Annotated in this window: 11 protein-coding genes and 1 pseudogene; 5 read left to right on the forward strand and 7 right to left on the reverse strand. The window is 65.8% G+C overall.

The genetic code is table 11. The features are described 5' to 3' along the window. Nucleotides 1-93 precede the first annotated feature (93 nt). The 4 genes and pseudogenes from GGQ98_RS07315 to GGQ98_RS07330 form a co-directional block, all read left to right on the forward strand. Nucleotides 94-1,010, forward strand: a pseudogene (locus tag GGQ98_RS07315) (TonB-dependent receptor); the annotation flags it as partial. A 148-nt stretch (nucleotides 1,011-1,158) separates the two neighbouring features. Beyond that, nucleotides 1,159-2,535: an ATP-grasp domain-containing protein gene (locus GGQ98_RS07320; protein WP_184067308.1), complete on the forward strand. Its 1,377-nt coding sequence runs from the start codon at nucleotides 1,159-1,161 to the stop codon at nucleotides 2,533-2,535. Beyond that, nucleotides 2,532-3,317: a sulfite exporter TauE/SafE family protein gene (locus tag GGQ98_RS07325; RefSeq protein ID WP_184067311.1), complete on the forward strand. Its 786-nt coding sequence runs from the start codon at nucleotides 2,532-2,534 to the stop codon at nucleotides 3,315-3,317. The genes GGQ98_RS07320 and GGQ98_RS07325 overlap by 4 nt, the downstream gene beginning before the upstream one ends. Nucleotides 3,318-3,412: 95 nt before the next feature. Further along, nucleotides 3,413-4,390: an NAD(P)H-dependent flavin oxidoreductase gene (locus tag GGQ98_RS07330; RefSeq protein ID WP_184067314.1), complete on the forward strand. Its 978-nt coding sequence runs from the start codon at nucleotides 3,413-3,415 to the stop codon at nucleotides 4,388-4,390. 57 nt (nucleotides 4,391-4,447) lie between these two features. On the opposite strand, the gene GGQ98_RS07335 is transcribed toward GGQ98_RS07330, so the two are convergent. After that, nucleotides 4,448-5,710 carry an SAM-dependent methyltransferase gene (locus GGQ98_RS07335; protein WP_184067316.1) on the reverse strand — a complete coding sequence of 421 codons (1,263 nt, stop codon included), beginning with the start codon at nucleotides 5,708-5,710 and terminating at the stop codon, nucleotides 4,448-4,450. 50 nt (nucleotides 5,711-5,760) lie between these two features. Next, nucleotides 5,761-7,128 (reverse strand): cryptochrome/photolyase family protein, encoded by a 1,368-nt coding sequence (locus GGQ98_RS07340; RefSeq protein WP_184067319.1) that lies wholly within the window; start codon nucleotides 7,126-7,128, stop codon nucleotides 5,761-5,763. A 96-nt stretch (nucleotides 7,129-7,224) separates the two neighbouring features. Here GGQ98_RS07340 and GGQ98_RS07345 point away from each other — a divergent pair, with 96 nt between their 5' ends. Further along, nucleotides 7,225-8,094, forward strand: coding sequence for a D-amino-acid transaminase (locus GGQ98_RS07345; RefSeq protein ID WP_184067322.1), 870 nt, complete (start codon nucleotides 7,225-7,227; stop codon nucleotides 8,092-8,094). Between the two features lie 4 nt (nucleotides 8,095-8,098). Here the strand turns inward: GGQ98_RS07345 and GGQ98_RS07350 are convergent, their stop codons facing one another. The 5 genes from GGQ98_RS07350 to GGQ98_RS07370 all read right to left on the reverse strand — a co-directional run bounded on the left by GGQ98_RS07350 (nucleotide 8,099) and on the right by GGQ98_RS07370 (nucleotide 11,572). Beyond that, nucleotides 8,099-8,719: a hypothetical protein gene (locus tag GGQ98_RS07350; protein WP_184067325.1), complete on the reverse strand. Its 621-nt coding sequence runs from the start codon at nucleotides 8,717-8,719 to the stop codon at nucleotides 8,099-8,101. Further along, nucleotides 8,716-9,201: a hypothetical protein gene (locus GGQ98_RS07355; protein ID WP_184067328.1), complete on the reverse strand. Its 486-nt coding sequence runs from the start codon at nucleotides 9,199-9,201 to the stop codon at nucleotides 8,716-8,718. The genes GGQ98_RS07350 and GGQ98_RS07355 overlap by 4 nt, the downstream gene beginning before the upstream one ends. Further along, nucleotides 9,201-9,770: a sigma-70 family RNA polymerase sigma factor gene (locus tag GGQ98_RS07360; RefSeq protein ID WP_184067331.1), complete on the reverse strand. Its 570-nt coding sequence runs from the start codon at nucleotides 9,768-9,770 to the stop codon at nucleotides 9,201-9,203. The genes GGQ98_RS07355 and GGQ98_RS07360 overlap by 1 nt, the downstream gene beginning before the upstream one ends. Before the next feature lie 63 nt (nucleotides 9,771-9,833). Then, on the reverse strand, nucleotides 9,834-10,709 hold the full coding sequence (locus GGQ98_RS07365; protein WP_184067334.1) for a hypothetical protein: 876 nt from the start codon (nucleotides 10,707-10,709) through the stop codon (nucleotides 9,834-9,836). 686 nt (nucleotides 10,710-11,395) lie between these two features. Then, nucleotides 11,396-11,572, reverse strand: a complete 177-nt coding sequence (locus tag GGQ98_RS07370; protein ID WP_184067337.1) for a DUF4169 family protein — start codon at nucleotides 11,570-11,572, stop codon at nucleotides 11,396-11,398. Nucleotides 11,573-11,581: the final 9 nt, after the last annotated feature.

The following is an 11,581-nucleotide window of genomic DNA, read 5'->3' on the forward strand; positions in this document are numbered from 1 at the left end:
GCCCTCCGCTGCGAGAAAACCCTCACCGCATTCATGGGATTCGTCCATCTCGCTTGCGCGATGATCTGGATAAAATGAATGCAGACAGCGCCTAGTGCACCCGAGACGAGTGACTGGAACTTCAGCTACGATCTGACGCTGAGCTACAGACTGCAGACGACGTGCTGACCTATGCCACCTATGCAAAGAGCTTCAAGACCGTCGGCATCAACCAGAACGGATTGCCCACGGATGCCGACGGCAACCCGATCCAGGCGGCCGGTCAGATCAAGCCGGAGAAGGTCGACCACTTCGAAATCGGTATCAAGGCGCAGTTCTGGGACCGCCAGGCAACGCTGAACCTCTCTGCCTTCCGCACCGAAATCAGAGACTATCAGGCGACGGTGAACAACGGGCAGTTCGGCGTGCTGCGCGGCTATCTGGCCAATGCCGACAAGGTACGCTCGCAAGGCTTCGAAGCGGATTTCTCGATCCGGCCCAGCGAACGCTTCAATGCTTACGTCAACGGGGCCTACACCGACGCCACATATCGGAAGTTCGTCGATGCACCGTGCCCGCCGGAACTGGCAGGCGGAACCGCAGCTGGATCCAATCCGCCCAGTGCTCCCGGCACGCCCGGCGGATTCAGCCCGGCCAATTGCGATATTTCCGGGCAGCGCCTGCCCGGCGTATCGAAGTGGTCGTTCTCGTTCGGCGCCGAAGCCAATGCGCCGGTCAGCCTGCTTGGCCAGGACGGTGAGGCTTATCTGGGTTACGACGGCAGCTACCGTTCCAACTTCTCGTCCAACGCCTCGCCCTCAGCCTACACTTGGGTCAAGGGCTACAGCATCTCCAACTTCCGGGTTGGTTTCCGCGCTGACGACGGCTTCGATATCTCGGCCTGGGTACGCAACGCCTTCGATGCGAAATATTTCGAGCAACTGTTCGTCGGACCCGGCAGCACCGGCCTGATCGCCGGTCTTCCCGGTGATCCCCGCACCTGGGGCGGAACCGTCAAAGTGGCGTTCTAAAGAGAAAATGCGCCTGTCCGGATGCGCTCCGGACAGGCGCATACCAGGCTGAGGGAACCAAACGCTCCGTTGCGACATTCCCCATGGTGTGGACGGGTAACATTTGCCGACGCGTCAGTTCTTTCCATCATCAGCGGAGACGAAGGACATGCGAGGCTGGATCCTCTTCCACCGCGAACTCGATCCTGCGCTGCCGGAAGTTCCGGAAATCTTCCGTTTTCAGGAAGCTGCCTCTGCGATGGGTCTGGAACTCGAGGTTCTTCAGCCACACGCGTTCGAGCTCGTTGTCGGCGCTGATGATGACTGGGCGGTGAAATATCGGGACGGCCCCATAGACCGACCCGATTTCATCATTTGCCGGACGGGCGCCGAGACGGACTATTTTACGCTTGCACTGCTCCGGCACTTCGAGCGGCGCGGCGTTCGCCTCATCAACGACCCTGCCGCGATCGAACGCGTTGCGGACAAGCTCCATTCGCTCCAGATTCTGATCCGCGCGGGCCTTCCAATCCCGCGGACCATCCTCGGCAGATTTCCAATGGATATCGGCCTTGTTGAACGTGAACTCGGATTTCCGGTCATCGTCAAAACGTTGAAGGGAACACGCGGGGCGGGCGTGCTGAAATGCGAGAATCGCAGCCAGTTCGAGGATCTGGCCGGACTTCTCGAAAGTGCCGACGCGAAAGCCGATTTCATCCTGCAACACTATGTCCGCGCCAGCCACGGACGCGATGTTCGTGTTCTGGTCGTGGGCGGCCGCGTTGTCGCTGCGATGGAGAGGCGGTCTCTTACAGGCAATTTCAAGTCCAACGTCTCTCTGGGCGGCGTCGGCGCGGCATACAATCCGCCGCCGGAGATGGCAGACCTCGCCGTGCAGGCCGCCGATATTCTCGAACTCGACATCGCCGGTATCGACATCCTGTTCGACGAGGACGGCTACCGCATCTGCGAGGCGAACTCGGCCCCCGGTTTTGAGGGGCTGGAACGCGCGTCAGGTCTGGACGTACCCACTGCCATGCTGGACTGGATCATCTCCACGCAGAACGCACCTTCACCCGCTCCGCCGGTCGCGGAAAGCACCGCGCTTGCGGAACTCGCATTCGGCGGGCGCAGCGGCCTGCGTGCCATCAGTGACCGCAGCAAGGGATATCGGCGCTTTGCAAGCGCTGTCGGTATCAGGCTCGTCGGTGCCGGGATTTCCACGCTCACGCAGGCCATTATGCCCTCGGCACTCATCGACGCGAAAGGGCGCACGCACCGAGGGCTGCGCACATTGTTCGAAGGCCGGGTCCGCACCAATCTGGCAGCGCTCGACGCCTGGGAGCAGGAGCGGACGCTTGTCGTCGTTCTTGGCGTTTCGATCTGGGCAGCCATGCTTCCGTGGCTTGCCGGCGCCCACGCGATGCTGAGCGGAGGGCTGTCGGTGCTTGCCCTCGCCTTCCCGGTCCTTTTCCTGGTCACAACGCCTGCCGGTCGTAGCCGCCGCTCGACATCCGGCCGTCTGAAACACCGGAGCGAGCAATGAGCTTTGCAATTCCCTGGTCGGAGCTCGCGCCGTTCCTGCTTATCGGCTTCGCCGCGCAGCTCGTGGACAGCGCGTTCGGCATGGCGTTCGGGCTGGTTTCCAATGCACTGTTGACGTTTCTCGGATTCCCGCCGTCGGCAGCATCGGCAACCTCGCGCACGGTAGAAAGTTTCGCGAGCGGTATTTCCGGGCTCAGCCATGCCCTCCAGCGGAACATCGACTGGCCTCTGTTCGGGCGTCTCGTCATACCCGGCATTCTCGGGGGCCTTGCCGGCGTCTGGTTTCTCTCTGTTATCGACACTCAAATCACCCGCCCCGCCATGCTCGTCTACATGGCGGCAATCGGCGTGTACCTGATCTGGCGGGCGCCGCGGCGACCGCAGACTTTTCGCCGCATGCGATTCGTCGGCCCACTCGGCGCCGTGGGCGGCTTCCTCGACGCCTCGGCGGGCGGCGGTTGGGGGCCGGTCGTAACGGGCAATCTGCTGGCACAGGGGATGACGCCCCGCATGGCCATCGGAACGGTGAACGCCGCGGAATTCTTTGTCGCCGTCACCGTCCTCTCGGCGTTCATAGGGACACTTGGCCTCGCCGCTTTCACGATTGCAACAACCGGACTCCTTGTCGGCGCAATCGTCGGCGCACCGCTCGGCGCCTGGCTCACCGGCCGGATCGCGCCGCGACAACTGCTCATGGGCGTCGGCGCCATCCTGATCGCGATCAGCCTCTACGGGCTGATTTCCCTGATGTTCGAGCCTCTGCCGTCCTTCATGCGACTGTAGGCGAACGAGGCCGGGCTGGTTGCACCTGTCCAAAATACGGCTTGTCTACATATATCTAAAAGTCATATTCTGCTGATGAACAGAAGGAGGATATGATGAAAACGCGGATCACCGAGCTTTTCGGCATTCAGCACCCGATCATTCAGGGCGGTATGCATTTCGTGGGCTTCGCGGAAATGGCGGCTGCCGTTTCGAATGCAGGTGGCCTCGGCATCATCACAGGTCTTACGCAGCGCACCCCCGCCGACCTTGCGAACGAGATCGCGCGCTGCCGTGACATGACCGACAAGCCTTTCGGCGTGAACCTGACCTTCCTGCCCATCGTCAACACGCCCGACTATCCCGGCTATGTGCGCGCGATCATCGAAGGCGGCGTAAAGGCCGTGGAAACCGCAGGAAACAATCCGCAACAGGTGCTGCCCTACCTGAAGGATGCGGGCATCAAGGTGATCCACAAGTGCACCTCGGTGCGCCATTCACTAAAAGCCCAGTCGATCGGCTGCGACGCTGTTTCAGTGGACGGCTTCGAGTGCGGCGGCCATCCGGGCGAGGATGACGTGCCGAACTTCATCCTGCTGCCGCGCGCCGCCGAAGAGCTTGATATTCCCTTCGTCGCCTCGGGCGGGATGGCCGACGGACGCAGCCTCGTCGCCGCGCTCGCGCTCGGCGCCGAAGGCATGAACATGGGCACCCGCTTCATCGCCACGAAAGAAGCGCCCGTACACGAGAAGGTGAAGCAGGCGCTCGTCGCGGCGGGCGAACTCGACACCCGCCTTGTCATGCGCCCCCTGCGCAACACCGAGCGCGTGCTCAACAACGCCGCCGTCGAACGTCTGCTCGCAAAGGAGAAGCAGCTGGGCGACAACCTGAAATTCGAAGACATCATCGAAGAGGTGGCTGGCGTCTATCCGCGCATCATGAAGGACGGCGACATGGACGCGGGCGCGTGGAGCTGCGGCATGGTCGCCGGGCTGATCCACGATATTCCCACATGCAAAGAGCTTATCGACCGGATCATGGCGGAAGCCGACGCGATCATCCGTCAGCGGCTCGCCGGCTTCGCCGCCGCGTAGGTCGTTTCAAAGAGCAGGTGTTTCCGTCTCACGACTTTCCCTATTTTGGAAGCGCTTTCAGGGCCGCCTGAGCAGCGCCTGCACAACGTCGATACCGGCCGACCGGAAGCCGCCTTCGCAGTACATCAGGTAATAACGCCAGATCGTATCGAAGGCGGCATCGAACCCGGGCGGGAGGCGGTTTTGATGCCGCGCGGCGTCGTAGCGTTCGCGCCACTGACGGAGCGTTTCGGCATAGTGCCGGCCGTATCCCTCCGCCCCTTCCCACCGAAAACCCGCGTTTTCCGCAGATGACCGCAGGCGCGGTTCGCTCGGCAGGATACCGCCGGGGAAGATGTAGGTCTGGATGAAGTCCGCGCCGGAGCGGTAGGCCGGGAACACCGCCTCGTCGATGGTGATGACCTGCATCGCCGCGCGCCCTCCCGGTTTCAGGGCGCGGAAGGCAGAGCGCATGAAGGTCTTCCAGTAGCGTGCGCCCACCGCCTCGAACATTTCCACCGACGCCATGTGATCGAAACGGCCGATATCCTCGCGGTAGTCCGCGATGCGCAGGTCCACCTGATCCGAAAGTCCGGCAGCGGCCATGCGGCGCCGGCCATATTCGAGCTGTTCGCGGCTGAGCGTGATGCCGGTGACGTGAACGCCGTATTCCTTCGCCGCAATCTCGGCGAGGCCGCCCCAGCCGCAGCCGATTTCCAGCAGGCGCTCGCCCGGTTTCATCTGCAGCCGGTCGAGCAGCACGCGCACCTTGCGGCGCTGCGCCTCGGCGAGAGTTTCCTCCGGTGATCCGAAGATCGCCGATGAATAGGCCATCGTCTCGTCGAGCCAGGCGGCGTAGAAATCGTTGCCGAGATCGTAGTGGAACTGGATGTTGCGCCGCGCGCCGGTCAATGTGTTGGCCTGCAGCGCCCGCATCAGCCGGTTGACGAGGCGGCCCGGACGCGCGCCCCGCCCCGTGCTGCCGAGTTCGCGGCGGTTCAGCATCATCACTTCGAAGAACGCCGGGACGTCCGGGCTGGTCCAGTCGCCGTCGAAATACGCCCTCGCCCAGCCCGCCGATCCGCCTGCGGCGAGACGCAGCAACGGACGCCAGTTGCCGAGGCGAAGCTCCGCCTGCGGACCCGGTGCGCGGCCACCCAGCCGCTGGACACGGCCATCCGGTTCGATCAGCGTCAGCGTGCCGCGAGCCAGCCCGGCGTCGACGCGTTCGATGAGACGTTGGCGGCTTCCGGCGAACAATCGTGCAGGAACACCGCCGATCCAGAACCGGCGGTCCGCTTCGACGACGCGCGCGCCGCGCGTTCCCGGATGTGTCGCCATCCGTCTCTCCCCGCCGGTGAGTATGCGGCATTTCCATGCGAATTCAAAGCCTAGCGAATCATGGAGAGCGCAGCGAGCGCCCGCTCCCGCGCCGCGCGGTGTCCGATGCGCTTTTCGGGATAGGCGGCGGGCCGCGCGCCGTGCTCGCCGGGGTCGTGGATCACGGCATCGTCGAGCCCGGAGAGTTCCGGCACCCAGCGGCGGATATAGTCCGCCGCGCCGAACTTTTCGGACTGGCTGAGCGGGGCCATGATGCGCACGAACATGTTGGCGTCGATGCCCGTGCCCGCGCTCCACTGCCAGTTGACGCTGTTGCTGCCGTAATCGGCATCGACGAGCGTATCCCAGAACCAGCGCTCGCCCTCGCGCCAGTCGATGAGCAGGTGCTTGACGAGGAAACTCGCCGCGATCATCCGCACGCGGTTGTGCATCCAGCCGGTCGCCCAAAGCTCGCGCATCCCGGCGTCGACGATGGGGTAGCCCGTTTCGCCGCGGCACCAGGCGCGGAAATCCGCCGCGACTTCGGGATCCGCCACGTCTCGCCAGGGGAACGGATCGAACGCGGGCAGGCCGTTCGCCTTGCCGTAATCCGGGCGGGCGAGGATGACGTTTTGCGCGTAATCACGCCACGCAAGCTCGCGCAGGAACGGTTCGGCCCCCGGCCCCGACGCGCGGCGCCAGACCTCGGCGACCGAAATCTCGCCGAAGTGGAGGTGCGGCGACAGATACGAAACGCCTTCCTCCGACGGCAGATTCCGCGTGGCATCATAAGCGGCGACGTTCGGCAGGAACGCCTCCAGCCTCTCCGCAGCGCCGGTTTCGCCGGGTGTCCAGACATCGAAGCCGCCTGCCCAATCGGGACGGGTCGGCAGCAGCGCCCAGTCCTCCAGCCTGTCGGACGCGGGCCACTCTTGCGGTGTTCCAAGGCGTTCGGGCGCCGGAATCGATGCGGCGGGGGGCATCCGGTCGCGCAGGGCGCGCCAGAACGGCGTGAAGATCTTGTAGAGATCGCCCGCCCCCGTCCGCACCTCGCCGGGCGGGAGCAGGCAGACGCCGTCGTGGAGGACGAGATCGACCTTGTCGGCGAGCGCGCGCTCGGCATTGCGCCACCACGGCGCATAATGGCGAAGCGCATGGACCCGCCGCGCGCCGGTTTCGGCGGCGAGATCGGCGAGGACATGCGCCGCCACGCCGCGCCGCAGAACGAGGCGGGAGCCGCGCTTGCGGAGATCGGCGTCGAGGCTTGCCAGGCTGCGGTGCAGCCACCAGCGCTGCGCGCCGCCGATGCGGCGGTGGCGGGGCGTTTCATCATCGAGCACGTAAACGGGGATCACCCACCCCTCGCGCGCCGCCGCTGCGAACGCGGGCTGGTCGGCGAGCCGCAGATCCTCGCGCAGCCAGACGATCGCGCCGCTCATGCTTTTGCCTTCATCACAGCTTGTTCTTCCCTACCCCGAGCACTACTCACAGGCTCAAAATCGCTCCCGAAAACGGCCCGGAGTCGCAACGATAGAATGTCTCGCATCGCTTACGTCAACGGTCGCCTCGTGCCGATCGCCGATGCCACGGTTCACATCGAGGACCGCGGCTTCCAGTTTGCCGACGGCGTCTATGAAGTGGTCGCCGTACTGAACGGCGCCATGCTCGACTGGCCGCAGCACGCCGCCCGGTTCGGGCGCAGCCTGCGTGAACTTTCCATCACCGCGCCGATGAGCGAGGCCGCGCTTTCCATCGTTGCCCGCCGCGTGCTCGCCGCCAACAGGATCCGCGACGGGCTGCTGTATGTGCAGGCGACGCGGGGCGCGGCGCGGCGCGACCACCCCTTCCCCGCCCACGCCGTGCCGACGCTGGTGATGACCGCGCGGCCTTTCGATTTCCGGGTGCGGACCGCACAGCAGAAAACCGGCATTTCCATCGTCACCCAGCCCGAAAACCGCTGGCAGCGCCGCGATATCAAATCGATCGCCCTGCTTCCCAACGTGCTTGCCAAACAATCGGCGCGCAATGCCCGGGCCTTCGAGGCCTGGTTCGTGAACCCGGACGGCACGGTGAGCGAAGGCGCGTCCACCAACGCCTGGATCGTTCGCAAGGACGGCACCATCGTTACGCACCCGGCCTCCGAAAGCATTCTTCACGGCGTGATGCGCGGCACGCTGCTCGCGCTCGCCCGGGAGCACCAGATCCGGGTGGAGGAAGCCCCCTTCACGGTCGCCGACGCGCTGGATGCCGCCGAGGCCTTCATCACCTCGACCAGCGTGCCCTGCCTGCCGGTCATCAGCATCGACGGCAACCCGGTCGGGAGCGGCGTTCCCGGCCCGGTGACGGCCCGGCTCGCCGAAGCGCTTTGGGCCGAGGTCGAGCGCCAGACCGGCTGGCGGCGCTGAACGATCAGCCGTTCCGGCCCGGTTCGACGGGTTCGGGCGGCGCGGCGACGGGCGGTATCGGCGGGATCACGATCCAGAGGCTGCCGGTTTCCTTGGTGACGCGCAGCATATCCTTGCGCATCTTTTCCATCTCCCGCTTCATGCGCTCGGCATCGATGCGGCTGCGCTGCTGCGCGTCCTTCATGCGTTCACGCGCGCGGGCGAGGTGCTGGATCATGCGCTCCTCCTGCGCCCGCATCCCGTTTGCAAACGCGCGGCGATCCTGAAGCGAGAGGCGCTGATAGGCCTTGAGCATCTTTTCCTGGGCGCGCGCATGCTCCTTGATCGCGAGCGCGCGCTCCTCGGCCTGCGCCTTGCGGATCGCATCGATATCGAGCCTTTCGGCCGAGATCAGATCGAGCACCTTCTGCCGCGCCTTGCGCACCTCTTCCGCGTTCGAAGGGATGCGCTGCGCCTGCAGCGCCTGCGCAATGATCGCCGCGCCCTGCGGCGACATCTCGGCGAAGGGCGCTTTCCATTCGAGCCGGTGGCCCTGCTTCTGCGCGCGCGGATCATCGCCCGCAACCGCCGCCGTCGCGCCCAGCACGGCGACAGCCAGCATCGCGCCTGCGAACGCTGCTTTCATAACACCATCTCCTCTTCGGGGGTGGGCGTGAACACGTTCCCCCACACCAGCATGTCGTGCGCCGCCTGCGCATCCTCGCCGAGCGGATCGCCGAGCGCGACCTGAACGGGCGGCGGCGCATCAGGCGCAGCCGGGCCCGGCACGGCATCGGGCCGCGACAGCAGCACGGCGCCGATCGCCAGCGACGCGGCGATCGCCCCGCCGAACGCGGCGCGCATCCACATGCGGCGCGGCGCGCCCGACAGATAAGCCTCCGCAAGCGCCCGGTCCGCCGCCGCATCGGCCTCGGCATCGGTGGCGGGAACCAGTTCGCAGGCCCAGTCGCGCAGCAGACGATCGACGCCGCGCGCTTCGTTCATCGCGGCGGCGAGCGGCGCATCCGACAGAACGAGCCGCTCCGCCGCCGCGCGCTCTTCGGGCGGCCACGCGGCGGGATAGCCGCCGTATGCCGCGATGATTTCGATCACTCTTGCCCGTTCCATCACTTCACCTCTTCGGCGAGCGGCCGCAGCCGCTCCGCAAGTTCGACGCGCGCACGCGCCAACAGTCCCTCCACCGCCTTCGTCGTCGTCTCCAGCGCCTCGGCGATCTCGTTCATCGTCGCGCCCTCGCCGTAAAAGAGCGCGATCGCCGTGCGCTGCCGCGCCGGAAGATGCGCCATCGCGGCGGAAATCTGCCGCGAACGGGCGTTTTGCCCGGCCAGCACCTCCGGATCGGGGTCGTCGCTCGCCCGCTCCGCCACCAGCTCCAGCGGCTGCACCGGCTTCAAGGCCCGCTTCCGATCGATGCAGGCGTTGACGACGATGCGGCGGAACCAGGTTTCCACCTTCGCCTTGCCCGCATCGAACGACGCGGCCTGCCGCCACAGCTTCACCAGCGCCGCCTGCACCGCGTCTTCCGCCTCGGTCCGGTCGCCCAGAACCTTGGTCGCGATGCCGATGGCAGGGCCGTAAAGGCGGCGGGCGAGACGGCGAAAGGCATCCTCGTCGCCGCTCTGCACGGCAACCATGAGCACCCCCGGCTCGTCCGATCGCTCGGCGCCCCTATTCACCTGCAACATCGTGAAAGGATACGCGGGCGACCGCCGGAGTCCCCCGCAGGTTTTTCGCGGCGATCACCGACCGGGCGAAGTTGACGAAGTTGAGAGATGCCACGGGATTTCAGGCGGACGCTCGCCGCCGCCGGTTCGCGCAGCGGCGCGGGCGTCCGGGTCGGGGTGCTGATCGTTATCGGGGGCATCGTCTTCATCGTCGTCATCGTCGGCGGCAAACGGATCGTAGGCAGCGTCGTCGCCGTCGTCCACCTCGTCGATGAGACCGCTATGATAGGCGCGTTCCCACTGATCGGCGGTCCAGTCTTCGCTGTTCGCCGGATCGAGATCGGACGTGTCGATGTCTTCGGGGCGCATCGCGGCATAGGCCCTCCGGCGCTGCGCTTCGGTGAGCGTGTGCATGAGGCCGGGGTCCGCAAGCGCAGGTTTCTGCTGCCCGAGCGGGGCGCGCCGGTGCGCGGCGGCGAACGCGGCTTCGGCCTCTGTATCGCCCGTTTCCACGCAGTCGAGCAGCGCCTCGAAATCGTCCGCGACGGTGGTGACGGTGCGCGCGGCATCGTCGAGCTTCTCCGCCTCGCGATCGAGCCGGGTGAGCATGGCCATCGACAGGCGATTGTCGAAGCGGTGGCGCGTGATGACCTCGTCGCCGCGCTCGACCGTTTCGGTGCAGCCGTGCATGGCGCGCGAAAGCAGCTCGTCCGCCAGCCGCTCGCGCGCATGGCGGAGCGCAGCGGCCCAGCCGAGCGCGAACAGCGCGCCGGACTTGCGCTGACGCAGCGCATAGGCGCTCGCCGGGCTCATCCCGACGGCGCGGCAGGCATCCTGCACGGTGCCGCATTCGGCGAGCTTTTCGAGGAAGAGGCGCTGGCGGTCGGGGGTCCAGCCGTCGTGGCGTTGGGGGGCGGCGCGGGGCGGGAGGGCTGCGGGGGCTTGGGTCATGTGCCGGAGGGAGGCACAGGTTTTCCTATTATGGAAGCGTGGGGGTGTGTGGAGGCGGTCGGTTAAGCCTTGGAAGGGTCTGGGCGCCTCGGCAGAGCCCGCTTGGAGTCGGTCTGACGTCGAAGCGATCGCCCGTGTGTAACAGCCGTCGAGACGTATCAGGTTTGCATTCTATCCCATCTCCGTCACCCCGGCGAAGGCCGGGGCCCATTCGACCGTTGCATGGGTACCGGCCTTCGCCGGTATGCCGCGTGTGTGTGGAGGCGGTCGGTTAAATCTTGGAAGGGTCACGGCGCTTCGGCAGAGCCTGCCTGGAGGCGGTCTGACGTCGAAGCGATCGCCCGTGTGTAACAGCCGTCGAGATGTATCAGGTTTGCATTCTATCCCATCGCCGTCACCCCGGCGAAGGCCGGGGCCCATTCGGCCGTTGCATGGGTACCGGCCTTCGCCGGTATGACGCGTGTGTGTGGGGGCGGTTGGTTAAACCTTGGAAGGGGTCATGGCGCCTCGGCAGAGCCTGCTTGGTCGGTCTGACGTCGAAGCGATCGCTCGTGTGTAACAGCCGTCGAGACGTGTCAGGTTTGCATTCTATCCCATCGCCGTCACCCCGGCGAAGGCCGGGGCCCATTCGGCCGTTGCATGGGTACCGGCCTTCGCCGGTATGACGCGTGTGTGTGGAGGCCGGGTTATTCCTCGCGCTTGTGCGCCTCGACGTGCTTTTCCAGACGCGCAGTCTCATCCTTCGCCGCGCGCTTCTCGGCGAGGGTTCTTCCGTGGAGGTGGCGGTTTTGGGTGGCCTTCACCTCCGCCTCGGCGCGCATCTTCGCCTTGCGCCTTTGGCGGAGGTTTATGAGTTCGGCCATGGGGACTGC

It is taken from the genome of Sphingosinicella soli, from assembly GCF_014199685.1.
GTDB classification, from domain to species: Bacteria; Pseudomonadota; Alphaproteobacteria; order Sphingomonadales; family Sphingomonadaceae; genus Sphingosinicella; species Sphingosinicella soli.